Source organism: Pantoea anthophila, from assembly GCF_026104315.1.
In the GTDB taxonomy this organism is placed as follows: Bacteria; Pseudomonadota; Gammaproteobacteria; order Enterobacterales; family Enterobacteriaceae; genus Pantoea; species Pantoea anthophila.
On record NZ_CP110473.1, the window covers coordinates 483,489 to 508,617 of the forward strand.

Here is a 25,129-nt window from a genome sequence, read left to right on the forward strand (position 1 = left end):
CGTGCACCAAGATTTGCCTGGCGGCTTTAGCGCGGTGGTCCCACCTGACCCCATGCCGAACTCAGAAGTGAAACGCCGTAGCGCCGATGGTAGTGTGGGGCCTCCCCATGCGAGAGTAGGGAACTGCCAGGCATCAAATTTAGTGTGCTGATATGGCTCAGTTGGTAGAGCGCACCCTTGGTAAGGGTGAGGTCCCCAGTTCGACTCTGGGTATCAGCACCAGTTAAGACACGAGTTCGGTAAAGAAAAGAATTTGCCTGGCGGCTGTAGCGCGGTGGTCCCACCTGACCCCATGCCGAACTCAGAAGTGAAACGCCGTAGCGCCGATGGTAGTGTGGGGTCTCCCCATGCGAGAGTAGGGAACTGCCAGGCATCAAATAAGAGAGAGCCCTTCGCGTATGCGAAGGGCTTTTTTCGTTGTGGCTGCAGAAAACGGAGTAGCGCCTTTTCCGGTTATCATTAGGAAGAAAAAGTGTCGTCGCCTCAGCCTGTGCTCCTGTGCTCCTGTGCTCCTGTGCTACCCAGCCCAGCCCAGCCCAGCCCAGCCCAGCCCAGCCCAGCCCAGCCCGAAACCCCTTTACTGACCTTTATTCGGGCCATAAAAAACCCGGCACCAGGCCGGGTTGTAAATAGCGAGGGGTAGTGCCGGTCAGTGAATAACCTGAGACAAGAACGCCCGGGTCCGCTCCGATTTAGGATTCGCAAAAAACTCCTGCGGCGGAGCCATTTCAACGATCTCACCGCGATCCATAAAGATCACACGGTCTGCAACGGTGCGGGCAAAGCCCATCTCATGCGTCACGCACAGCATGGTCATCCCATCCTCTGCCAGACCAATCATGGTATCCAGTACCTCTTTTACCATCTCCGGATCCAGCGCCGAGGTTGGCTCATCAAACAGCATAATTTTCGGCTTCATGCAGAGTGAACGGGCAATAGCAACGCGCTGCTGCTGACCCCCCGAAAGCTGACCGGGGAATTTATGGGCATGTTCCGCAATGCGCACGCGTTGCAGATAGTGCATGGCCAGCTCATCGGCTTCTTTTTTAGGTATCTTTCTCACCCACGTCGGGGCCAGTGTGCAGTTCTGCAGGACCGTCAGATGCGGAAACAGATTAAAGTGCTGAAAGACCATTCCTACTTCGGTGCGCACGCGTTCAATGTTACGGATATCATCGTTAAGGTGAATACCGTCAACAACAATACGTCCCTGCTGATGCTCTTCCAGATGGTTAATACAGCGGATCGTGGTCGATTTGCCGGAACCAGAAGGCCCGCAAAGCACAATGCGTTCACGCGGCTTAACCTGCAGGTTAATGTCTTTCAGTACATGGAATTGTCCGTACCATTTATTCACGTTCTCAAGCGAAATCATCAACGCGTCGGAAGAGTGTGTCATAGAGTCAGTCATGTAAAACCTCAGTGCGATGTACGCCCGGTGTGAAAGCGCTTTTCCAGATACTGGCTGTAGCGCGACATGCTAAAACAGAAGATCCAATAGACCAGTGCAGCGAAGACGTAGCCTTCGGTCGACATGCCCAGCCAGGTGGGGTCCACCGTGGCCTGCTGAACGCTGCTGAACAGATCGAAAAGACCAATGATGATGACCAGGCTGGTATCTTTAAACAGAGCGATGATGGTATTTACCAGCCCGGGGATGGTGAGCTTCAGTGCCTGTGGCAGGATCACCAGCATCTGGGTTTTCCAGTAACCCAGCGCCAGAGACTCAGCCGCTTCATACTGACCTTTCGGCAACGCCTGCAATCCCCCGCGTACCACTTCCGCTACATAGGCGGACTGAAACAGAATGACGCCAACCAGGGCGCGCACCAGCTTATCGATGGTGGTGCCTTCAGACATAAACAGCGGCAGCATCACCGACGACATAAACAGCACGGTAATCAGCGGCACGCCGCGCCAGAACTCGATAAAGATAACCGACAGCGTGCGCACCACAGGCATACGGGAGCGACGGCCAAGAGCCAGCAGAATCCCCAGCGGCAGTGCGCCCGCAATCCCAACCGATGCAATAATCAGCGTCAGCGTTAATCCACCCCACTGACGTGTCTCAACGCGCTCCAGTCCCAGATAGCCGCCATACAGCAGAAACCAGATAATCACCGGATAGATGACGGCCCAGGCAGCAATATAGCGCCCGCGGAAGGGCAGGCTTTTCAGGAACATCGGCACAATCGACACCAGGCCAATGATCAGCGCCAGGTTGATACGCCAGCGCAACTCATGCGGATAGAGGCCATACATGAACTGACCGAAACGGGCATGGATAAAGACCCAGCAGGCGCCCTCTTTCGTACAATCGGCGCGGGTAGAGCCGATCCAGTTAGCCTGAAAGACCAGCCAGTTCAGCGCAGGCGGGATCACATGCCAGATTATCCAAATGCACAACAGCGTCAGTAACGTGTTAAACCAGCTGGAAAAGAGATTTTTACGCGCCCAAAGCCAGGCGCGACTGACCGGCGTCGTCGGGACGGGGGTCGTTTCATGCGTAGTTACAGACATAGTCATCCCGTTCTCTTAACGCTCAACCAGCGCAATTTTGCGGTTGTAGACATTCATAAGCAGTGATATTAGCAGGCTGATGATCAGGTACACGCCCATCGTGATAGCAATCGTTTCGATGGCCTGGCCGGTCTGGTTCAGGACCGAGCCGGCAAACAGCGACACCATATCGGGATATCCGATAGCCGCGGCCAGTGAGGAGTTCTTCACGATGTTCAGGTACTGACTGGTCAGCGGGGGAATAATCACGCGCATAGCCTGAGGAATGATCACCTGACGCAGCGTCACCGGATTCGGCAGACCCAGCGAACGTGCGGCTTCGTGCTGACCGTGCGGTACCGACTGGATGCCGGAGCGAATCACTTCTGCAATAAACGACGAGGTATAGATCGACAGGGCCAGCGTCAGTGCCGCCAGCTCCGGGATCATTACCGAGCCACCACGGAAATTGAATCCGCGCAGCTGCGGCACATCCCAGTGCGTTGCGGCGCCAAACCCAAGATGCGCCAGAACCGGAAAAAGAATCAGCATCGCAACGGCGGCAGGCCAGGTGCGACGTAACTCGCCGGTTTTCAGCTGATGCTGACGGTTGAAGCGGTAGAGACCATAGCTGATGGCTACGGCCAGAAGCAGCGCGATAACAAACGGCCAGCTCCCCGGAGCATAGGTCGGCCACGGTACATAGAGCCCGCGATTACTGACATAGGCTAGGTCAAACGCATTCAGCGCCTGCCGTGGGCCAGGCAGATTGCGCAATACCGCAAAGTACCAGAAGAAGATCTGCAGCAGTGGCGGGATATTACGGAAGGTTTCGATATAGATGGTCGAGAGTTTCCGCAGCAGCCAGTTGTCAGAAAGGCGGGATAATCCCACCGCGAATCCGAGAATGGAGGCGAAAACGATACAGAGTGCCGAGACCAGCAGCGTGTTGGTTAAGCCAACCAGAAACACGCGCGCGTAGGTATCGTCCTCAGTGTACTCAATCAGATGCTGAACGATACCGAAACCGGCAGTGCGCTCGAGAAAACCAAATCCTGATGTAATGCCGCGATTGGCAAGGTTGATAATGGTGTTATGCACCAGATAACCCACCACACCAAGCACTGCGATAACGGCAATGAACTGATAAATCCAGGCGCGAACCGTGGGATTACCAAATGAAAAATCCCTTTTCACGGTTGGGCGTTGTGACATGTTGAAACCTCAGTAACGAAAGCTGTGGCAGGGCACCGCAGAAGGCGGTGCCCGATTGGCGAGGTCTGTTAACGTACCGGCGGAGCGTACTGAATACCGCCCTGGTTCCACAGCGCGTTCTGACCGCGTGCGATCTTCAGAGCACTGTCTTTACCGACGTTACGATCAAAGCTTTCCTGATAGTTGCCCACCTGCTTGATGATGTTGTAGGCCCACTTATTATCCAGCTTCAGATCTTTACCAAAGTCACCCTCAGCACCCAGCAGATGCGCCATATCTGGCGTGGTCGGCTTGGCTGTCATCTGATCAACATTCTTCGAGTTGATACCCATCTCTTCCGCATTCAGCATAGCGAAGAGCGACCATTTCACGATGGTGAACCAGTCATCATCACCACGACGCACCAGTGGCCCCAGGGGTTCTTTGGAGATCACTTCTGGCAGCACAATGAATTCGTCCGGTTTGCCCAGCTTAATGCGCAGTGCGTAAAGCTGAGACTGGTCAGAAGCCAGGGTATCACAGCGGCCGCTGTCCAGCGCTTTGGCTGATTCATCTGAACGGTCGAAGGTGACCGGCGTGTACTGCATTTTGTTGGCTTTAAAGAAGTCCGCGACGTTCAGCTCGGTATCGGTGCCTGCCTGAATACAGACGGTCGCGCCATCCAGCTCTTTCGCACTTTTCAGGCCCGCTTTCTGGTGAGTCAGGAAGCCGATGCCGTCGTAGTAGTTCACGCCCGCAAACAGGAAGCCCATGCCGCCATCACGCGAGGAGGTCCAGGTGGTATTACGAGAAAGGACATCCACTTCGCCTGACTGCAGCGCGGTAAAACGCTCTTTCGCAGTCAGTGGGGTGTATTTCACTTTGGTTGCATCGCCAAACACAGCAGCAGCCGTTGCCCGACACACATCCACATCGATACCGGTGAACTTGCCGCTGGCATCCGCATAGGAGAAGCCCGGCAAGCCGTCACTGATCCCACATTGAACAAAACCTTTTTTCTTAATTGCATCCAGTGTGGCGCCGGCGTGTGCTTGCTGAGTAACGGCAACCAGCGAGGCGGCAGCGATCAGCGTAGAGAGCATCATCTTTTTCATAAAGCATCCTGTGTGGCGGGATCGTATTGTTATGTTTGCGCACTTTAGTGTGCGTTTTCCTGTCTGTGGCGGTCAGCCATTCACGACTCTGCAAAGCTGATGCCAGGTTTGCAGGAGCCTGAATTTGTATGAAAGAACGGTTAATAATCGGAAGCACTTAGAAAGTTCCGCTAATATGGCGCACCAAAAGGAAGCAAAGCGAGTCGACCCGATCACATTTAGTGCAAATAGTTTCACTATATGGAAGCAATGTGAGCCTTCGCGCAGGCAGGCATGTATGAAGGAGACACGTTACTTTTTTAATGCGCGGAAAGTCACACACCCGGAGCGGAAGGGCGCTGTCAGGGGGCAGGGCATTCAGGTCAGCCTGTAATCCCGGCTGGGAGGAGGAAAAAGAGAGGGCGAAATATCACGTCTGCGATTGCAACTATAGTTACCATATGAGAGGCAACTGTTTCATCCCTGAGGTCACCGCTTTGTGCCATACCGCACAAATAAAAACGCCAGCCCGAAGGCTGGCGTGATTAATAGACAGAACTCAGAATCAGTTCATGCCGTATTTTTTCAATTTCTTACGCAGCGTACCGCGGTTGATACCCATCATCAGGGCAGCGCGGGTCTGGTTGCCACGGGTATACTGCATCACCATGTCCAACAGAGGCTGCTCGACTTCAGCCAAAACCAGCTCATACAGGTCGCTCACATCCTGACCATTCAGTTGAGCAAAATAGTTCTTCAGTGCCTGTTTAACCGAATCACGCAAAGGTTTTTGAGTTACCTGATCCTGTGAGTTAACGGTAGAAACGGTCAGTACGTCAGAATTTACGCGTTGTTCGAACATAGTTCTTTCAGCTCTTTATTTCGTTACGCAAGATTTTCGAAGTATGCCTCCAACGCCTCCAGCTGTTCGCTGGCATCCTCAATGGCGTTGAATGTGCGCCGAAACTGGTCATTCGGGGCGTGCTCCTGCAGATACCAGGAGACGTGCTTTCGCGCTATACGGTATCCCTTGCCTGAACCGTAAAAGTCGTGCAGCTCACGTATATGCGAAACAAGCAAGCGCTTGACCTCTGCCAGTGGCAGCGGAGCAAGCAGCTCCCCAGTGTCCAGATAATGCTGGATTTCCCGGAAGATCCACGGTCTTCCCTGAGCAGCGCGTCCTATCATCAGAGCATCGGCCCCTGTATAGTCGAGCACCGCTCTGGCTTTATGCGGGTCAGTTATGTCTCCATTCGCGATAATCGGAATGGAAACACTCTGCTTAACTGTCCGAATGCTGTCATATTCAGCTTCTCCGTTGAACAGGCAGGCACGAGTGCGGCCATGTATCGTCAGAGCCTGTATACCGCAGCGTTCAGCCAATTGGGCAATCGCGACACAGTTCCTGTTTTCAGGATCCCAGCCAGTACGAATTTTCAGCGTAACCGGCACGTTCACTGCATTAACCACTGCGGAGAGAATGGACTCCACCACGGCGGGATATTGCAGTAAGGCTGACCCCGCCATTTTGCGGTTAACCTTCTTGGCAGGGCATCCCATATTGATGTCGATAACCTGTGCACCAGCCTCGACATTAATGCGTGCAGCTTGCGCCATTTCGCTGGGATCGCAACCGGCAATCTGCACGGCGCGAATGCCTGGCTCATCACTGTGAACCATGCGCAAACGAGATTTGTCACTGGCCCAGACTTCGGGGTTCGAAGACAACATCTCAGAAACTGCCATACCTGCGCCCATTTCGTGACACAGCGTCCTGAATGGCCTGTCGGTAATACCGGCCATAGGCGCCGCAATCAGTCGATTTCTCAGCTGGAGGTTTCCAATACGCATGAAGTCAGAATGGCCATACTGTGTCTGCAAGGCGGCGTATATTACGCATTTTTGCAGGAAGATGAAAGGCCAAACTTTGAACAATCAGCAAGAAAGATCAATGAAATCCGGGTGATGATCGGGTGTGTTTTTAATTACACTTTAATATCAATGATTTACTAATTTATGCTGAAATTGTGAACAAAAGTTTTTCCAGAAAAGTACGGCAATTCGCCAGATAAAAAACGTCACATGCCGTGATTAACGGTACAACTCTCCATGCCTGCCTGGAAAAGCCCGCAACTTACGCTGCGGGCTGGCTGATTGTGCTGTTTAGCCGCGTTGTGCCGGCTACCGGCATCGCCGTGAGCTACGGCGGAGGCGCACTTCAGGATTTGATGCCGGTAATCCGGCACCACTCCTCTTTCACCGCAACCGGGTCAAGCGTGAACTGACTTTCATAGGCTTCGCAGACACCTTCCGCCTGACTCTCCAGCACGCCTGACAGGCCGAGGTGACCGCCAGACTTAGGCAGCACGCTGATCAGCGGTGCCAGCTCACGCAGCGGACCGGCCAGGATGTTGGCGACCACCACATCCGCCTGCAGGTTTTCAGGCTGCTGGTGGGGCAGATAGAGCGACAGACGATCGGACACGCCGTTACGCTCAGCGTTGTCGCGACTGGCCTGAATCGCCTGCGGATCGATATCAATACCGATTGCCTGAGCCGCGCCGAGCTTAAGCGCCGCGATCGCCAGGATCCCTGAACCACAGCCAAAATCGATCACCGTTTTGCCCGCCAGATCCAGCCCGTCAAGCCAGGTAAGGCAGAGGGAGGTTGTCGGATGCGTGCCGGTGCCAAATGCCAGGCCTGGATCGAGCATGACGTTGACCGCGTCCGGATCCGGCACATCGCGCCAGCTCGGACAGATCCAGAGGCGCTCACCGAAGCGCATCGGATGGAAGTTTTCCATCCACTCGCGCTCCCAGTCTTTGTCTTCGATCTGCTCGATCCGGTGACGAAAATCGGCGCCTAACAGCGGATGCTGCGCCAGCTCGGCGGTAATCAGGCTAATATCGGTTTCAGCATCGAACAGGCCGATAACATCGGTGTCGCCCCACAGGCGGGTCTCTCCCGGCAGCGGTTCATAAACCGGGGTATCGTGCGTATCCTGGAAGGTCACTGAGACCGCACCGATATCCATCAGGGCATCGCTCAGCGTTTCCGCGTGTTCACCTGAGCTGTTAATTTTGATTTGAATCCACGGCATAACGTTTCTCTTTCCGTCAATGTTGCGGCGCGTCGACCGGTTGCGGCGCGCGTCCAAACAGGTTGCCCACTAAAAAAGCCAGCAGGCTCAGAAGCAGGGAGGGCACGATGGGGTGAAAGCCCAGAATCTGCAGTTTCAGGCTCGCCAGAAACGCATAGCAGCCACCACCCACCACCATGCCGGTGATGGCACCTGCGGCATTGGCGCGTTCCCAGTAGAGACCGAGAACCAGCGGCCAGAGGAAGACCGCTTCAAGCCCACCAAAGGCCAGCAGGTTAAGCCAGATAATCATATCGGGGGGATTCCATGCCGCGATCAGCAGCAGGAGACCCAGGGCGAAAGTAATGGTGCCAGATAACAGTCGCAGCCGCGCCTCATTTTCCATCTGGTGCGGGGCGACCCGCAGATAGAGGTCTTTGATCAGCGTCGCCGACGCCTGAAGCAGCTGGGCATTAATCGTCGACATAATGGCAGCCATGGGCGCGGCCAGAAACAGTCCGGCCGCTAACGGCGGCAGCACGGTAATCATCAGGGTCGGAATGACGCTGTCCGGCACGGTCAGATTTGGCAGTAACGCCCGGCCAAGCGCACCGGCCAGATGCATGCCCAGCATCAGCACCACCACCACAATGGTGCCCAGAATGATCGCCCGATGGACAGCCTTACTGTCCCTGTAGGAGATACAGCGCACCGCCGTGTGCGGCAACCCGATAACGCCAAAGCAGACCAGCACGATAAATGAGCTGAGGAAGGTTGGGGTGATAACCTCTCCCGGTCCCTGCGGTGAGAGCAGTGCGGGGTCGATGTCATGCAGTTTCTGAACCGCCGTGCTCAGACCGCCCGCCTGATGAATCACCGCGAACAGCAGCAGGAAGGTGCCAATCAGCATCACAACGCCCTGCATAGCGTCATTAAGTACGCTGGCGCGAAAGCCGCCAAACGCGGTGTAGAGGGCGATCGTGCCGCCAAAAATCAGCAGGCCGGTGTCATAGGGGATACCGGCAGCGGTTTCGAGCAGCCGCGCACCGCCAATAAACTGTACCGTCATGGCACCGATAAACGCGATCAGCAGGCTCAGACTCGCCAGCCAGATCAGCAGCGGGCTCCGATAGCGCGCATAGAGCATGTCATTCAGCGTGACCGCATTGTGCTGACGCGCCAGGATGGCGAACTTTTTCCCCAGCACCCCCAGCGAAAGCCAGACAGCGGGCACCTGCACCATCGCCAGCAGCACCCAGCCCAGCCCATATTTATAGGCGGCACCGGGCCCGCCTATAAATGAGCTGGCGCTGATATAGGTCGTGGTGATGGTCATTGCCAGCACAAATCCGCCCATGGAGCGGCTGCCGAGGAAATATTCCGTCAGGAAACTGCCTTCACGCCGTTTGCGAACGGCAAATACCGACAGTGCGGCGATCAGCACCAGATAGATCAGCAGCGGCAGGATAATTTCACTGTTCATTTTTCTCCTCCAGCGGCATGTCGCGAAAAATCACCCGCACCATCAGCCAGCACAAAAAAATGAAGAACAGGGGGGCAAACAGGCAGGAGAGTTCAAACCAGCGCGGCAGACCGGTGATGCCGGTGTCATTGCCACCCAGCCAGGCGGAAAGCCCCCAGACAGCGAGCCAGAGCAGGGTGAGATAGAGCGACCAGCGCGCCTCTTTATGTGCCTGTATAAAACGAGCATCCATGATTCAACCTTAACGCCCAGCGGCAAAAGAAAAAGGCCGGATTAACCGGCCTCTGACTGACTCAGCGTTGCAATTACTTCTCGTGCAAGCCGAGTTTTTTCTCCAGATAGTGGATGTTGGTTCCACCGTGCTGGAAATTCTCGTCGGACATGATTTTCATCTGCAGGTCGACGTTGGTCTTGATACCGTCGATGATCAGTTCCGCCAGGGCATTTTTCATGCGGGCAATCGCCACGTCACGCGTTTCGCCATAGGTGATCAGCTTGCCAATCATGGAGTCATAATAAGGCGGCACGGTGTAACCGGAGTAAATGTGCGACTCCCAGCGCACGCCAAAACCGCCTGGCGCGTGGAAGCGGGTGATTTTACCCGGACTTGGCAGGAAGGTTACCGGATCTTCGGCGTTGATACGGCACTCGACCGCATGTCCGCGAATGATCACATCATCCTGTTTGATCGACAGTGGCTGACCAGCCGCAATGCGCAGCTGCTCTTTGATCAGATCGACACCGGTGATCATCTCGGTCACCGGATGTTCCACCTGAATACGGGTGTTCATCTCGATGAAGTAGAATTCACCGTTTTCATACAGGAACTCGAAGGTGCCTGCGCCGCGATAGCCAATTTCGATACAGGCTTTGGCACAGCGGTTGCCGATAAAGCTGCGCAGTTCCGGCGTAATGCCTGGCGCTGGCGCCTCTTCGACCACTTTCTGGTGACGACGCTGCATGGAACAGTCACGTTCGCCCAGATAGATGGCGTTGCCCTGACCATCGGCCAGTACCTGAATCTCGATGTGGCGAGGATTCTCCAGATACTTTTCCATGTAAACCATGTCGTTGTTGAAAGCCGCTTTGGCTTCCGCTTTCGTCATGTTGATGGATTGTTCCAGATCCTTGTCGCTGCGCACAACGCGCATACCACGACCGCCGCCGCCGCCGGACGCTTTGATGATGACCGGATAACCGATGCGCTGAGCAAAGGCACGGTTTTTTTCCATATCATCAGTCAGCGAACCGTCAGAGCCTGGAACGGTCGGGACGCCCGCTTTCTTCATCGCGTTGATCGCAGAAACCTTGTCACCCATCAGGCGAATGGTGTCCGCTTTCGGACCGATAAAGATAAAGCCAGAGCGTTCAACCTGCTCGGCAAAATCGGCATTCTCAGAAAGGAAGCCGTAGCCTGGGTGAATCGCCACTGCGCCGGTGATCTCTGCAGCAGAGATCAGCGCCGGGATGTTGAGGTAACTTTTGACTGACTGCGCCGGGCCGATGCAGACGGTTTCGTCTGCCAGCAGCACGTGCTTCAGGTCACGGTCCGCGCTTGAGTGAACCGCAACAGTCTTGATGCCCAGTTCTTTACAGGCACGAAGAATGCGCAGCGCGATCTCACCGCGGTTAGCAATAACAATTTTATCCAGCATGATCTGCCCCGTTACTCGATGATAACCAGTGGCTCGTCAAATTCGACCGGCTGACCGCTTTCAACCAGAATGGCTTTCACCACGCCGGATTTGTCAGCTTCGATCTGGTTCATCATTTTCATGGCTTCGACGATGCACAGCGTATCGCCCGCGTTCACTTTCTGACCGACTTCCACAAAGGCTTTCGCATCCGGGCTCGGCGTGCGGTAGAAGGTGCCTACCATGGGTGAACGCACGATGTGACCGCTGATCTCAGCCGGTGCGGCTTCGGCAACGGCTGCAACAGGGGCCACAGCGGTGGCCAGCGCAGGCTGTTGTACCGGTGCAGCGTAAGCCTGCTGCATAACCGGGTAACCTGCGTTTGCAGGTGCGCGGCTGATGCGAACGGACTCTTCACCTTCAGAGATTTCCAGCTCAGAAATGCCAGACTCTTCAACCAGTTCGATCAGTTTTTTAATTTTACGAATATCCATGAGTGGGGTTCCGTACTCAGTTTGATTAATTAGTTTGAGACAGGCGTTTTACTGCCGTTTGTAAAGCCCATGTGTAGCCGTCAGCGCCAAGCCCGCAAATCACGCCAGCAGAGACATCAGAAAGATAGGAGTGATGACGGAAGGGCTCGCGTGCATGCACATTGGAGAGATGAACCTCGATAAACGGTATTTCTACCGCTAACAGGGCATCACGCAGTGCGACACTGGTATGGGTAAACGCGGCAGGATTAATGATGATGTAATCCACATTGCCTTTGGCCTCATGAATGCGATCAATAAGCTGAAATTCAGCGTTGGTTTGCAGGTGGCTCAACTCCACATTCAGCTGGTCTGCCTGATGCGTTAAATCGTCAACGATCTGACGCAGCGTGGTATGACCATATTTCTCAGGTTCACGCGTTCCCAACAGGTTCAGGTTGGGTCCGTTTAAAAGCAGAATATGTAATTTATGCGCCATCTTGCTGCCATCTCCCGCAATCATTGAGGCATCGCGTAAAATACCTTGCGAATCTCCATTTGTCACCTTTCACGGTGAAAAAGAAGACCCGACGAGCAATAAAGCCGGGCATTATATCCGTTTCGTGTCATTTCGCAGCAAAATACTGGTCTTATCTGCGAAGATGATCGGATGTGGCCTGCGGGCCACATCTTTTATCAGAAAACAGCAGCGGAAAACAACGGGTGAGAGCCTAGCGGGGCCACCATTTGAGAAACTTTTTGTAACGCCAGGCTAACAGTATCGCAGCAAGCAGGGCGTAGATAAGTGGCTGGGGTGACAGGATTTTTACCGACCAGATATAGTGAACCGGCACCAGGATCGCGACAAGATAGACCGCGTTGTGCAGGGTTTGCCAGCGTTTTCCCAGCCTGCGCTGCGCGCGCTGAAACGAGGTCACCGCCAGGGCCAGCAGGATAAACCAGCTGATGATGCCCAGCGTGAGATAGGGACGGGAGATCAGCTCGCTGCCCAGCAGACGCAGATTGTCCGCACCCAGCTCCAGCAGGTAATAGCTCAGCAGATGAAGTGAGGCCCAGACAAATGTCCAGACGCCCAGCAGGCGGCGGGTGCGGATTAACAGCGGCTGCCTGCCGTAACGCGCTAGCGGTGAGACCAGCAGCGTTCCCAGCAGCAGTTTCAGCGCCATTCGTCCGGTAAAATGCTGAATATCTTTCGCCGGATCGGCACTCAGCCCGCCCTGCATCGCGGCAAAAATCAGATAAACCAGCGGCAGCAGGGCCGCCAGATGCAGGATCACCTTTAAACCGGTTATCTGTTTTAACGACAGGCGCACCACCTAGTAGTTCTCCCGTAAATCCAGACCGCGATAGAGCGAGGCGACCTGCTCGCCATAGCCATTAAACAGCAGGGTCGGCTGACGCTCGACCTTCAGGCTGCCGCCAGGGCCGATAAAACGCTCGGTGGCCTGCGACCAGCGCGGATGATTAACGTGGGGATTCACGTTGGCGTAAAAACCATACTCATCAGCGGCAATCTGGTTCCAGGTGGTCGGCGGCTGATTGCTGGTCAGCGTGATTTTTACGATCGATTTAATCCCTTTAAAGCCATATTTCCACGGCACCGTCAGGCGAATCGGTGCGCCATTCTGCGGGGGCAGCGCTTTGCCATAGACGCCGGTCGTCAGTATCGTCAGTGGATGCATCGCCTCATCCAGACGCAAACCTTCGACATAGGGATAGTTGAGACCACCGCCAATAAAGCGATCTTTCTGGCCCGGCATCTGCTCAGGATCGTAAAGCGTCTGAAAGGCGACGAAACGCGCTTTGCTGGTGGGTTCGGCCAGCGAAATCAGTTTGTTCAGTTCGAAGCCAATCCAGGGCACCACCATCGACCAGGCCTCCACGCAGCGCATGCGATAAATCCGCTGCTCCATGGCGAACCGTTTAAAGATGTCATCCATATCCAGGGTCACGGGCTTCGCCACTTCCCCATCGATGGTCAGCTTCCAGGGCTCGGTTTTCAGCGTGCCGGCATTGGCGGCCGGATCGGCCTTATCCAGACCAAACTCATAGAAGTTGTTATAGCCGGAGACTTTATCCGCCGGGGTCAGGGTCAGCTCGGCCTGATACTGCGCCGGTTTAGTAAAGTCCAGCGGGCGGCCTGCCGGCGCTGGCGGGCGATCGTTTCCCTTAAACCAGCTGAGAATGTCGGCGTTTGCCACGCCAGGCACGCCGATGGCCGCGGCGCTCAGCCCCAGCGTTTTCAGCACCTGGCGGCGCTTCATATTAAAGATGCTTTCCGGCGTAACGTCGGCTTCAGTCAGGCAGGGTGTACGTTTCATGGGCCTTCTCCAAACAGATTCTTATCGACCAGCATGATGACTATCGCTGATGTCGGCCACTTTCGCTGCGAAAATGTGAAATTTCCTGGCTGGGCGGGGCGATGAGAATGCACTGAAAAGTGCCGGGGTTCACGTCAGCGAGACAATCCCGACGATATACTTCGGCTTCTGGCGTCCGGGCACTGCCGTCAGCGGTAAATTATGCTATTTTGCTCGCGTTTTCGTCAGGCTGACGGTACAAGGTTGGGTGATCCGGTTATCACCGCAGTAATACAGGCACAGGGATGCGATTAACCACAAAATTATCTGCGTTTATTACCTTTCTTAGCCTGCTAGCCATGTCACTGATGCTGGCTGGCTGCGCATTCAGTTTTTTCTGGTTCAGTCATCAGCGCGTGGAACATCGGGCACAGATCCTGGCGGTCCAGGTGGATCAGGCGATGCTCACCCAGACCCCGGATCAGCTGCATACCTGGCTCACGTCGATCATGCCAATCATGAATGCGGAGCAGATTTTACTGCACAACGGCAGACAGACGCTCCTGACGCTCTCCCGTCATGAAAACCCGATGCTGGAAGATGAACCCAACCGCTTTATCCAGTTCGAGGTGCCGCTGATGCATCAGACCGGCTTACAGCTGCGGGTTGTCACCCTCGATCCTGCCAAAACCTGGCTACGCTCCATCACCGGCACCTCGACGCTGGGCATTCTGTTTACCATTATACTGGTCATGAGTCTGATGCTGCTGATGATGCATCGCTGGCTCAGCCGTCAGTGGCGTGGCATGGAGCATCTTGAAGTGCGGGCCGAGGCGATTATCAACGGCGAACGCGGCGTCATGCCGAAGCGCGGCGTGGATGAGTGGCCGCCCAGGGCGAGCCGCGCGCTGGATCTGTTGCTGGTGGATGTGCAGGAAGCCGCCGAACAGCGTGTGCGTATCGACACGCTTATCCGCACCTTTGCCGCCCAGGATGGCCGGACCGGCCTCAACAACCGACTCTTTTTCGACAATCAGCTGGCGACGCTGCTGGAAGATCAGGAAGATGTGGGCACCCACGGCGTGGTGATGATGGTGCGGCTGCCTGATCTGGATACCCTGCAGGAGACGCTGGAGCCCGCGCTGGTCGACGAGTACCTCTTTAACTTCGTCAACATGCTCTCTACCTTTGTGCTGCGCTACCCAGGGGCGCTGCTGGCGCGCTATTTCCGCAGTGATTTTGCCGTGCTGCTGCCGCATCGCAGCCTTAAAGAGGCGAACAGCATTGCCGACCAGCTGATCAATGCGGTGGATTCACTGCCGCCGATGCGTCAGGTGAACCGTGATGATTTGATTCACATCGGCATCAGCGCGTGGCACAGCGGGCAGACCGTGCCGCAGGTGATGGAGAATGCCGAAATGGCCACCCGCCGCGCGGCGTTACTGGGCGGCAACAACTGGACCAACGGTGCAGGCAATCCGCAGGACGCCGGGCGGGGGAGTGTACGCTGGCGTACCCTGCTGGAGAATACGCTCAGCCGGGGTGGTCCGCGGCTCTATCACAAACCTGCCGTCAATATTGAAGGCAAGGTGCAGCACCGGGTGATGCTGACCCGCATCTTCGATGGCGACAAAGAGGTGCTGGCCGCCGAATATATGCCGCTGGTGCAGCAGCTGGGTATGGCGGATGCCTGGGATCGCCAGCTGATGACCCGCATTGCGGCCCTGTCTGAACTCTGGCCGGAAGAGACCCTGGTCATCCCGCTGACGATGTCCTCACTCCTGCAACGACCCTTTGTGCTCTGGCTGCAGAACATGCTGCTGCAGTGCCCGAAAGGACAAAGAAAACGATTTTTATTTGAACTTGCCGAGGCAGATGTCTGTCAACACATCAACCGCTTAACACCAGTATTCCGTGCGCTTAAGGCGTTTGGTTGTCGGGTGGCGGTGAATCAGGCCGGTTTAACCGTGGTGAGCAGCGCCTATATCCGGCAGCTGCCGCTGGAGCTGATCAAGCTCGATGCCGGCCTGGTGCGCAACATTGAGCGGCGCACTGAAAATCAGCTGTTTGTGCAGAGTCTGCTGGAAGTCTGTAAATCCACCGGCATTCAGGTGTTTGCCACCGGTGTTCGCACCCGATCGGAGTGGCAAACATTAGTGTCGCTGGGTATAGCAGGCGGGCAGGGTGACTTTTTTGCCCCTTCGCTTCCGGTTAACAGTAACGTGAAGAAGTATTCCCAACGTTACCGTATTTGATGAATTGCCGTCCTGATGACGGCAATTAGCGCTTTTTTGTCATGTTAAGTCTCGTCTGCACCCATAACCCGACTGCCGGAAATGTTAAATTTTATGTCGGGAATGGAAAGGCGAAAGGCGAAGAAAAGCAGGAGTGATGGCGTCTGGTCGCCATTCTGCCGATTTCTGTTACGGGTTCAGATGACTTAAACGCAATCAGGCCTCTTTTTTCACCGAAGCAGAACGTTTTTGCGCCTTGTGGCAGCTTCGTGTGGTTGGTAAAGTAAGCGGATTTTATTTTCCGCCCCCAGCTTGCAGGATTATCCCTTAGTATGTTTAAAAAATTTCGTGGCATGTTTTCCAATGACTTGTCCATTGACCTGGGTACCGCGAATACCCTGATTTACGTAAAAGGACAGGGCATCGTGCTGAACGAGCCTTCCGTGGTCGCTATTCGCCAGGATCGTGCCGGTTCGCCGAAAAGTGTCGCGGCCGTAGGTCATGACGCCAAACAGATGCTCGGCCGTACGCCAGGCAATATCGCTGCTATTCGCCCAATGAAAGATGGCGTTATCGCTGACTTTTTCGTTACCGAAAAAATGCTGCAGCACTTCATCAAGCAGGTTCACAGCAACAGCTTTATGCGTCCCAGCCCACGCGTGCTGGTCTGCGTTCCCGTCGGTGCCACCCAGGTAGAACGTCGTGCGATTCGTGAATCCGCTCAGGGTGCAGGTGCGCGTGAAGTCTTCCTGATTGAAGAGCCTATGGCTGCCGCAATCGGTGCAGGCCTGCCTGTTTCCGAAGCGACCGGTTCAATGGTAGTCGATATTGGTGGCGGTACCACGGAAGTGGCGGTGATCTCACTGAACGGCGTGGTTTACTCCTCCTCTGTCCGTATTGGTGGCGATCGCTTCGATGAAGCTATTATTAATTATGTGCGTCGTAACTACGGTTCACTGATTGGTGAAGCGACGGCAGAACGTATTAAGCATGAGATCGGTTCAGCTTATCCGGGCGATGAAGTCCGCGAAATTGAAGTGCGTGGCCGTAACCTGGCAGAAGGTGTACCGCGTGGCTTCACGCTGAACTCCAACGAAATTCTTGAAGCGCTGCAGGAGCCGTTAACCGGTATCGTTAGCGCAGTGATGGTTGCCCTTGAGCAGTGTCCGCCTGAGCTGGCCTCGGATATCTCCGAGCGCGGCATGGTGCTGACCGGTGGTGGTGCATTACTGCGCAACCTGGATCGCCTGCTGATGGAAGAGACGGGCATTCCGGTTGTGGTTGCTGAAGATCCACTGACCTGTGTGGCACGCGGTGGCGGCAAGGCGCTGGAAATGATCGACATGCACGGCGGCGATTTGTTCAGCGAAGAATAATTGCCTCAACCGGTTAAGAACGCAACGATCATGCAGGGGAGTAGCATGTGAACCGGCGAAATCTGGCCGGTACAGTGCGTTCAGCCCAGGGAAGCGCGGTGGTCAGCCGCCGCTTCCTTACCCGTTGTCGAGGATCACGCAGATTATATGAAGCCGATTTTTAGCAGGGGGCCTTCCCTGCAGTTGCGTCTTTTCCTGGCGGTTGTCGTGGCGATTGCCATCATTATTGCCGACAGTCGTGTGGGGTCTTTTACCCAAATACGCAACTATCTGGATACGTCGGTCAGTCCGTTTTACTTCCTGGCGAATGGGCCACGTCAGCTGCTGGACGGCGTCTCAGAGTCGCTGGCATCCCGTCAGCAACTGGAGCAGGAAAACAAAGCGTTACGTCGTGAGCTCTTCCTGAAAAACAGTAACCTGCTAATGCTGGGGCAATATAAGCAGGAAAACGCACGCCTGCGTGAACTGCTGGGTTCACCGCTGCGTCAGGATGAGCAAAAGATGGTGACGCAGGTGATCTCTACCGGCACCGACCCTTACACCGACCAGGTGGTGATCGACAAAGGCAGCGTAAACGGTGTTTACGAAGGTCAGCCGGTCATCAGTGATAAGGGCGTGGTGGGGCAGGTCATCGCCGTTGGGCAGTTGACCAGCCGCGTTCTGCTGATCTGTGATGCGTCCCATGCGCTGCCGATTCAGGTGCTGCGGAATGATATCCGTGTGATCGCCGCCGGTAACGGCTGTACTGAAGATCTTCAGCTTGAGCATCTGCCGGGCAACACAGACATTCGCGTCGGTGATGTGCTGGTAACCTCTGGCATCGGGGGACGTTTCCCTGAAGGTTATCCGGTGGGCGTGGTCTCCTCTGTTAAAGTGGATACCCAGCGCGCTTACACGGTGATTCAGGCGCATCCGACAGCCGGTCTGCAGCGTCTGCGCTATCTGCTGTTGCTGTGGGGAGCGGATCGCAATGGCGATATGCCGTTACCGCAGGATGAAGTGCATCGCGTCGCGAACGAGCGTTTGATGCAGATGATGCCGCAGGTGTTACCGCCTGCCGGGGAGATGGGTCCGCCTGCGCCTTCTGCACAGATGGGCCCGCCGGCCCCTTCCGGTAGCAGCAGCGGACAGGGCAGCAGCACCACGCGTTCACGCGGGGGCCAGCCTTGAGTCGATATCGCAGCCAGGGACGTTGGGTCATCTGGCTCTCTTTCCTGGTTGCGCTGATCCTGCAGATCATGCCGTGGCCGGATGAGATCTACATGTTCCGCCCCTCATGGCTGCTGCTGATTCTGATCTACTGGGTGCTGGCACTGCCGCACCGGGTCAATGTCGGCACCGGATTTATGCTCGGTGCCATCATGGATCTGATCGCCGGGTCCACACTCGGCGTGCGTGCCCTGGCGCTCAGCATCATCGCCTACCTTATCGCCTTTAAGTTCCAGTTATTCCGCAACTTAGCGTTGTGGCAGCAAGCGTTAATGGTTATGGTGCTGTCACTGGCGATGGATGTCATCGTCTTCTGGGCTGAATTCCTGGTAATCAACGTTTCATTCCGACCTGAAATTTTCTGGAGCAGTGTTGTCGACGGTATTCTCTGGCCCTGGCTATTCTTGTTAATGAGAAAAATTCGTCGTCAGTTCGCTGTTCAATAAGGAAATTTATGGTAACCCTTTATCTTGCTTCCGGTTCACCGCGTCGGCGTGAGCTGTTAACTCAGCTTGGGCTGACCTTCGAGCGCCTTGTGACGGACGTTGAAGAGCAGCGTCAGCCGGATGAAGCGGCAGAGGCCTATGTGCGCCGTCTGGCCAATGACAAAGCACAGGCTGGCGTCAGACTGGCCGCGCAGGATCTGCCGGTGCTGGGCGCCGATACCATCGTGGTGCTGAATGGCAGCGTGCTGGAGAAGCCGCGCGATGCTGATGATGCCCGCGAGATGCTGCGCAAACTTTCCGGACAGTCGCACCAGGTGATGACGGCGGTGGCGCTGGCCGATCGTCAGCAGGCGCTGGACTGCGTGGTGACGACGGATGTGACCTTCCGCACCCTGACCGCCACCGACATCGACGACTATATTGCGACCGGCGAACCGATGGATAAAGCGGGAGCCTACGGAATCCAGGGCAGGGGCGGAAATTTTGTCCGCAAAATTAATGGAAGCTACCACGCGGTGGTCGGATTACCTTTGGTTGAGACAGCGGAGTTACTCAGCCATTTCCAGTCACTGCGTGCCGTAAGGGGTCACCATGACGGCTGAATTACTGGTTAACGTCACGCCTTCTGAAACGCGGGTTGCCTATATCGACGGCGGCATCCTTCAGGAGATTCACATTGAACGTGAGGCGCGGCGCGGCATTGTGGGCAATATTTACAAGGGACGGGTAAGCCGTGTACTGCCCGGCATGCAGGCCGCCTTTGTCGATATCGGCCTGGAAAAAGCCGCCTTTCTGCACGCCTCAGACATCATGCCGCACACCGAGTGTGTCGCGGGTGACGAAAAGAAAAATTTTGTTGTTCGCGACATCGCCGAGCTGGTGCGCCAGGGTCAGGATCTGGTGGTGCAGGTGGTCAAAGATCCGCTGGGTACCAAAGGGGCCCGCCTGACCACCGACATCACGCTGCCGTCGCGTTATCTGGTCTTTATGCCGGGGGCATCGCATGTGGGTGTCTCTCAGCGCATTGAGAGTGAAAAAGAGCGCGAGCGGCTCAAAGCGGTGGTGGCAGACTACTGTGACGACCTGGGCGGCTTTATCATCCGTACCGCCGCAGAGGGGATTGGAGAAGAGGAGCTGGCGCAGGACGCCGCGTTTCTCAAGCGTCTCTGGACTAAAGTCAGCGAACGCAAAAAGCGTAACCAGACCCGCTGCCTGCTCTACGGTGAGCTGGCGCTGGCGCAGCGTATACTGCGTGATTTTGCCGGGGCCGCCCTGGATCGCATCCGGGTCGACTCCCGTCTGACCTGTGAAATGCTGGTGGAGTTTACTGCGGAATATATTCCGGAGATGGCGGGTAAGCTGGAGCTCTACAATGGCAAACAGCCTATCTTTGACCTGTTTGATGTCGAAAATGAAATTCAGCGCTCGCTGGATCGTAAGGTTGAACTGAAGTCGGGTGGCTATCTGATCATCGATCAGACCGAAGCGATGACCACCATCGACATCAACACCGGTGCCTTCGTCGGCCACCGCAATCTGGATGAGACGATCTTTAACACCAATGTGGAAGCGACGCAGGCGATTGCCCGCCAGCTGCGACTGCGTAATCTGGGTGGCATTATCATCATCGACTTCATTGATATGAATAATGAAGATCATCGGCGCCGGGTGCTGCATTCGCTGGAGAGCGCACTCAGTAAGGATCGGGTGAAAACCGGCATTAATGGTTTCTCGGCGCTGGGGCTGGTGGAGATGACGCGCAAGCGAACCCGCGAAAGCATCGAGCATATCCTCTGTCAGGATTGCCCGGTCTGTAAGGGACGTGGCACGCTGAAAACGGTTGAGACGGTCTGCTATGAGATTATGCGTGAGATTGTCCGCGTTCATCACGCCTACGATTCCGATCGCTTCCTGGTCTATGTTTCGCCGACGGTGGGGGAGGCGCTGAAAAGCGATGAGTCTCATGCCCTGGCGGAGGTCGAAATCTTTGTCGGCAAGCAGGTTAAAGTGCATGTCGAAGCGCTCTACACTCAGGAGCAGTTCGACGTTGTCATGATGTAACGCCGGCCCGCGCACTGGTTTCTCCGGCTGCCGGGCTGAAAAAACGCCCTTGTTTGGGATAAAATGCGTGTTTTACCGCTTTTGTCTGAAGACGGTCGGGTACGAGAGCCAACTATCCGTCGTTTGCGGAATACAAGGAGAGGCGTGAGTGAGGCAGTTGCCGAGGATTTTGTTACTGCTGGTCGCGGCAATCATCGTGATTGTCGCGCTGCTGGTCAGCGGATTGCGTCTGGTGATGCCGCATCTCGACAGCTATCGCAGCAACCTTCTGCAATTTATCTCCGATCGCAGCGGCGTTCCGGTCAGCGCCAGTCAGCTGCAGGGCAAATGGGAAAATTTCGGTCCCACCCTGCAGGTTCGCGATCTCAGCGTCGATCTCCACGAGAACGGCAAACTCACCATTTCACGCATTAATCTTGCCCTCGACGTCTGGCAATCCCTGCTGCACTGGCGCTGGCAGTTCCGCGACCTCACTTTCTGGCAGCTGCATCTCGACACGAATCGTCCCTTACTCGACAACGATAAAGAGAAAAACAGCTTCCGTCCGGCGCAAATCAACGAACTTTTCCTGCGGCAGTTTGACCACTTTGACCTGCGCGACAGCACCATCGGTTTCCGCACGCCGTCCGGTCAGCATGCCGAGCTGGCCATTCCGCGCCTGACCTGGCTGAATGAGAAAACCCGCCACCGGGCAGAAGGGGAAGTGAGCCTGTCGAGCTTTACCGGCCAGCACGGTGTGGTTCAGGTGCGGCTCGATCTCAACGACAGCAACGGTTTACTGAATGACGGGCGTATCTGGATGCAGGCCGACGATGTCGATGTGCGTCCGTGGCTGGGTCGCTGGATGCGCGACAATACCCGGCTCGACAGCGCCCGCTTCAGTCTGGCGGCGTGGGTGAACCTGCGCGATGGCGACATCTATGCCGGCGATCTGCTGTTGCGTCAGGGCGGTGCCAGCTGGCAGGGCGAGAGCGGACCACACCGGATTGAGGTTGACGGGCTGACCGCGCATCTGTCGCGCTTCCGGAATGGCTGGGTGGTCAATGTGCCGCAGACCCGCCTCAGCACCGACGGCCAGACCTGGCCCGCCGGTCACTTCTCCCTGCTCTGGCGTCCTGAGGATAAGCAGATGTCGGGCACTGACGGCCAGCCTGAGGTCCGGGTGCGCGCCACACAGCTGGTGCTGCGTCATCTTGCCCCTGTTATTCCCCTTTTCGCACCGCTCTCTCCGGCGCTGTTTGAAAACTGGCAGAAGTTAAAGCCACAGGGCACCGTTGAGGGACTGGCGCTGGATATCCCGTTAGAACAGCCAGAAAAGACCCGCCTGCAGGTGAAATGGCACGATTTCAGCTGGCAGCAGTGGAAGCTGCTGCCGGGCATCAGTCGGTTGAGCGGGGAGGCTCGCGGCAGTCTGAGCAATGGTCAGGTCAGTGTGGCGATGGGAACCGCCACCGTCCCCTATGGTGACATGTTCCAGGCACCGCTGGAGATTAAACGGGTCACCGGGGCGCTGCGCTGGCTGCGCGATGAACATGGCCTGACGCTGGCGGGTGAGGATCTGGATCTGCAGGCGCGCTCACTCCGGGCGCGGGGCGACTTCAGTTATCAGCAGAACCGTGGCGCGGAGCCGCGTCTTGATATTCTGGCCGGTATCCGGGTCACTGATGCAGGCGATGCCTGGCGCTATTTCCCGGTGCCGCTGATGGGCAGGGGACTCACGCACTATCTGAGCGGGGCCGTGAAGGGGGGCAAAGTCGACAACGCCACGCTGCTGTTTGCCGGTAACCCGGCGCTGTTCCCGTTTAAACACAACGATGGCATGTTCCAGGTCTGGGTGCCGCTGCGCCAGGCGACTTACGCGTTTCAGCCTAAATGGCCGGCGATCAGCAATCTGGATATCGACCTCAACTTCCTGAATGACGGACTGTGGATGCATGCCCCGGTCGCCCGGCTGGGTGACGTCGAAGCGCGCAACGTCAGCGCGGTCATCCCTGACTATCTGAAAGAGAAGCTGATCATCGATGGGGATATCCATGGCGAAGGCCCGCAGGTCGCGGACTATTTTCAGCAGACTCCGCTGAAGTCGTCGCTGGGTGCCGCCCTGGAGCAGCTGCAAATCACGGGCGGCGTAGGGGGGCATCTGAATCTCGATATTCCACTGGACGGTAAGCAGGTGCACGCGCGCGGCAATGTCGATCTGCATAACAACTCGCTGTATATCAAACCGTTAAAAACGACTATCGCTAACCTCTCTGGCCGCTTCCGTTACGATAACGGCAATCTGGCCAGTGAAGATTTGCAGGCGAACTGGTTTGGTCAGCCCCTGGGCGTCCGGTTCAGCACCACCGAGAACCCGGATGATTTTGGCGTTAACGTCAAACTGCAGGGCGACTGGCAACCGGCCAGAATCAGCCCGATTCCGGCCGCCGTCAGTAAGCAGCTGGGCGGACATCTGCCCTGGCAGGGGAACGTCGATATCACGCTACCCCATCATGGCGGAGCGCGCTATGAAGTCGCCCTGAACGGCAATGCAAAAGAAGTGAGTAGTCGCTTACCTGCACCGCTCGACAAGAAAGCCGGTGAGACGATGCCGGTTACCATTGAGGCCAGCGGCGACCTGAACCACTTCGATCTCAGCGGCAGCGTCAGCACAAACCACCGTTTTAACAGCCGCTGGCTGCTGGAGCCGACGCTGCGCGTGGATCGCGGCATCTGGCTGAATGATGCACAGAAGAAACCCGGGCTGCCCGACCAGGCCGGAATGGTGCTGAATCTGCCTGCGCTGGATGGCGAAGCCTGGGTCGGGATGCTGGCAGCCGGAGGCGCGACGGGCGGCAGGTCGTCAGGTGGCGGCAGCGATTTCCAGACCGGCGGCGTGACGCTGCCCGGCAATATCACGCTGCGTAGTCCGGCGGTCACGCTGGCGGGGCAGCAGTGGCATGAGGTTGAGGCGACGCTGGCACAGCGTTCAGCCGGCAGTGGCAACGTCAGCGTCAGGGCGAAGGAGCTGCGTGGTGAGCTGTCGATGGCACCACAATCCCCGTGGCAGGTGAATCTGGATTACCTTTATTACAATCCGCAGTGGAACAGCGAGACGACGAGAGGCAGCAAAGCGAGCACTCAGCAGGCCACTAACATTAACTTCAGTCAATGGCCGGCTCTGCAACTGCGCTGTAAAGAGTGCTGGGTTCTGGGGCAGAAATATGGTCAGGTCTCTGCGATGCTGCAACCCAAAGGGGATACGTTAGCGCTTACTAACGGTAAGGTGGATACCGGCAGTTCACAGCTGAAAATCAGCGGGGAGTGGGTGAATCGCCCGAACGACCCGCGCACCTCGCTGAAGGGCACGCTGAAAGGTCCTAACATCAATAATGCGACCAACTGGTTTGGCGTAAATACGCCGCTGCGTGATGCGCCATTCGACATTGCCTACGACCTGCACTGGCGGTCGGCGCCGTGGCAGCCCTCCGCAGAGACGCTGAGTGGCACCCTGAAAACACACTTTGGCAAAGGCCAGATTGCGGATGTGGACACCGGCACGGCTGGTAAGATCCTGCGACTGGTAAGCTTTGATGCATTGCTGCGCAAGCTGCGCTTCGATTTCAGCGACACCTTTACCAACGCGTTCTATTTCGATTCGATTAATGGCACGGCCTGGATCGAGAACGGCGTGATGCGCACCGATAATCTGCTGGTGGATGGGCTGGAAGCTGACATCGCTATGCAGGGCAATCTCGACCTGGTGAAGCGTCAGATCGATATGGAAGCGGTGGTGGCGCCGGAGATCTCCGCCTCGGTGGGTGTCGCGACCGCCTTCGCGATTAACCCGGTGGTGGGCGCGGCGGTTTTCGCCGCCAGTAAGGTGCTGGCTCCCTTGTGGAACAGGATATCGTTGCTGCGTTATCACATCAGCGGGCCGCTGGATAAACCGGAAATCAATGAAGTGCTGCGTAAACCGCGTGAAACAGACAACAAGTGAATTTGACGCCGTACCGGAATTACCGCAGGCTATGATTATCTGAGCAC

At 56.2% G+C, this 25,129-nt stretch carries 21 protein-coding genes, 1 tRNA gene and 2 rRNA genes; 10 read left to right on the plus strand and 14 right to left on the minus strand.

Going from position 1 to position 25,129, the window contains the following annotated elements; genetic code table 11:
* Positions 1-16 precede the first annotated feature (16 nt).
* From rrf (OJ965_RS04890) to rrf (OJ965_RS04900), 3 genes are all read left to right on the plus strand, one after another.
* Positions 17-132: ribosomal RNA gene (rrf, locus tag OJ965_RS04890) — 5S ribosomal RNA — on the plus strand.
* A 14-nt stretch (positions 133-146) separates the two neighbouring features.
* A tRNA-Thr gene (locus OJ965_RS04895) sits at positions 147-222 on the plus strand.
* Between the two features lie 34 nt (positions 223-256).
* Positions 257-372 (plus strand): 5S ribosomal RNA (rrf, locus tag OJ965_RS04900).
* A 277-nt stretch (positions 373-649) separates the two neighbouring features.
* Here the strand turns inward: rrf (OJ965_RS04900) and OJ965_RS04905 are convergent.
* From OJ965_RS04905 to msrP, 14 genes are all read right to left on the minus strand, one after another.
* A complete protein-coding gene (locus OJ965_RS04905; RefSeq protein ID WP_009087542.1) occupies positions 650-1,411 on the minus strand; it encodes an amino acid ABC transporter ATP-binding protein in 762 nt (253 codons plus the stop codon).
* A gap of 8 nt (positions 1,412-1,419) precedes the next feature.
* A complete protein-coding gene (locus tag OJ965_RS04910; RefSeq protein WP_420874790.1) occupies positions 1,420-2,520 on the minus strand; it encodes an amino acid ABC transporter permease in 1,101 nt (366 codons plus the stop codon).
* Positions 2,521-2,535: 15 nt separating this feature from the next.
* Positions 2,536-3,714, minus strand: a complete 1,179-nt coding sequence (locus tag OJ965_RS04915; protein WP_046102627.1) for an amino acid ABC transporter permease — start codon at positions 3,712-3,714, stop codon at positions 2,536-2,538.
* Positions 3,715-3,782: 68 nt separating this feature from the next.
* The gene (locus OJ965_RS04920) at positions 3,783-4,808 is read right to left on the minus strand and encodes an amino acid ABC transporter substrate-binding protein (protein ID WP_009087536.1); all 1,026 of its coding nucleotides are present in this window, start codon (positions 4,806-4,808) and stop codon (positions 3,783-3,785) included.
* Between the two features lie 544 nt (positions 4,809-5,352).
* On the minus strand, positions 5,353-5,649 hold the full coding sequence (fis, locus tag OJ965_RS04925; RefSeq protein ID WP_003855228.1) for a DNA-binding transcriptional regulator Fis: 297 nt from the start codon (positions 5,647-5,649) through the stop codon (positions 5,353-5,355).
* A gap of 23 nt (positions 5,650-5,672) precedes the next feature.
* The gene (gene dusB, locus OJ965_RS04930; RefSeq protein WP_009087532.1) at positions 5,673-6,638 is read right to left on the minus strand and encodes a tRNA dihydrouridine synthase DusB; all 966 of its coding nucleotides are present in this window, start codon (positions 6,636-6,638) and stop codon (positions 5,673-5,675) included.
* Positions 6,639-7,005: 367 nt separating this feature from the next.
* Positions 7,006-7,887 (minus strand): 50S ribosomal protein L11 methyltransferase, encoded by an 882-nt coding sequence (gene prmA, locus OJ965_RS04935; protein ID WP_265138089.1) that lies wholly within the window; start codon positions 7,885-7,887, stop codon positions 7,006-7,008.
* A 16-nt stretch (positions 7,888-7,903) separates the two neighbouring features.
* Entirely contained in the window at positions 7,904-9,349 is a 1,446-nt protein-coding gene (gene panF, locus OJ965_RS04940; RefSeq protein ID WP_265138090.1) for a sodium/pantothenate symporter, read from the minus strand.
* Positions 9,339-9,581 (minus strand): YhdT family protein, encoded by a 243-nt coding sequence (locus tag OJ965_RS04945; protein WP_009087527.1) that lies wholly within the window; start codon positions 9,579-9,581, stop codon positions 9,339-9,341. The genes panF and OJ965_RS04945 overlap by 11 nt, the downstream gene beginning before the upstream one ends.
* 73 nt (positions 9,582-9,654) lie before the next feature.
* Positions 9,655-11,004 carry an acetyl-CoA carboxylase biotin carboxylase subunit gene (accC, locus tag OJ965_RS04950; RefSeq protein ID WP_009087525.1) on the minus strand — a complete coding sequence of 450 codons (1,350 nt, stop codon included), beginning with the start codon at positions 11,002-11,004 and terminating at the stop codon, positions 9,655-9,657.
* Positions 11,005-11,015: 11 nt separating this feature from the next.
* Complete coding sequence (accB, locus tag OJ965_RS04955) at positions 11,016-11,477, minus strand: acetyl-CoA carboxylase biotin carboxyl carrier protein (RefSeq protein ID WP_009087523.1); 462 nt, start codon at positions 11,475-11,477, stop codon at positions 11,016-11,018.
* A gap of 25 nt (positions 11,478-11,502) precedes the next feature.
* Positions 11,503-11,955, minus strand: a complete 453-nt coding sequence (gene aroQ / locus OJ965_RS04960) for a type II 3-dehydroquinate dehydratase (RefSeq protein WP_009087521.1) — start codon at positions 11,953-11,955, stop codon at positions 11,503-11,505.
* Positions 11,956-12,187: 232 nt separating this feature from the next.
* Positions 12,188-12,790: a protein-methionine-sulfoxide reductase heme-binding subunit MsrQ gene (msrQ, locus tag OJ965_RS04965; protein WP_046102638.1), complete on the minus strand. Its 603-nt coding sequence runs from the start codon at positions 12,788-12,790 to the stop codon at positions 12,188-12,190.
* 3 nt (positions 12,791-12,793) lie between these two features.
* Entirely contained in the window at positions 12,794-13,798 is a 1,005-nt protein-coding gene (gene msrP, locus OJ965_RS04970) for a protein-methionine-sulfoxide reductase catalytic subunit MsrP (RefSeq protein WP_009087517.1), read from the minus strand.
* 284 nt (positions 13,799-14,082) lie between these two features.
* Here msrP and csrD point away from each other — a divergent pair, with 284 nt between their 5' ends.
* The 7 genes from csrD to yhdP all read left to right on the plus strand — a co-directional run bounded on the left by csrD (position 14,083) and on the right by yhdP (position 25,082).
* Positions 14,083-16,032: an RNase E specificity factor CsrD gene (gene csrD / locus OJ965_RS04975; protein ID WP_058956523.1), complete on the plus strand. Its 1,950-nt coding sequence runs from the start codon at positions 14,083-14,085 to the stop codon at positions 16,030-16,032.
* A 311-nt stretch (positions 16,033-16,343) separates the two neighbouring features.
* Positions 16,344-17,387, plus strand: coding sequence for a rod shape-determining protein MreB (gene mreB, locus OJ965_RS04980; protein WP_003855260.1), 1,044 nt, complete (start codon positions 16,344-16,346; stop codon positions 17,385-17,387).
* A 147-nt stretch (positions 17,388-17,534) separates the two neighbouring features.
* Positions 17,535-18,557 carry a rod shape-determining protein MreC gene (gene mreC, locus OJ965_RS04985; protein ID WP_154929415.1) on the plus strand — a complete coding sequence of 341 codons (1,023 nt, stop codon included), beginning with the start codon at positions 17,535-17,537 and terminating at the stop codon, positions 18,555-18,557.
* Complete coding sequence (gene mreD / locus OJ965_RS04990) at positions 18,554-19,042, plus strand: rod shape-determining protein MreD (protein WP_009087513.1); 489 nt, start codon at positions 18,554-18,556, stop codon at positions 19,040-19,042. Before mreC ends, mreD begins: the two co-directional genes overlap by 4 nt.
* Positions 19,043-19,050: 8 nt before the next feature.
* Complete coding sequence (locus tag OJ965_RS04995; protein ID WP_167429631.1) at positions 19,051-19,644, plus strand: Maf family protein; 594 nt, start codon at positions 19,051-19,053, stop codon at positions 19,642-19,644.
* Positions 19,634-21,103: a ribonuclease G gene (rng, locus tag OJ965_RS05000; protein ID WP_009087509.1), complete on the plus strand. Its 1,470-nt coding sequence runs from the start codon at positions 19,634-19,636 to the stop codon at positions 21,101-21,103. The genes OJ965_RS04995 and rng overlap by 11 nt, the downstream gene beginning before the upstream one ends.
* 148 nt (positions 21,104-21,251) lie before the next feature.
* A complete protein-coding gene (gene yhdP, locus OJ965_RS05005; protein WP_265138114.1) occupies positions 21,252-25,082 on the plus strand; it encodes an AsmA2 domain-containing protein YhdP in 3,831 nt (1,276 codons plus the stop codon).
* Positions 25,083-25,129 lie beyond the last annotated feature (47 nt).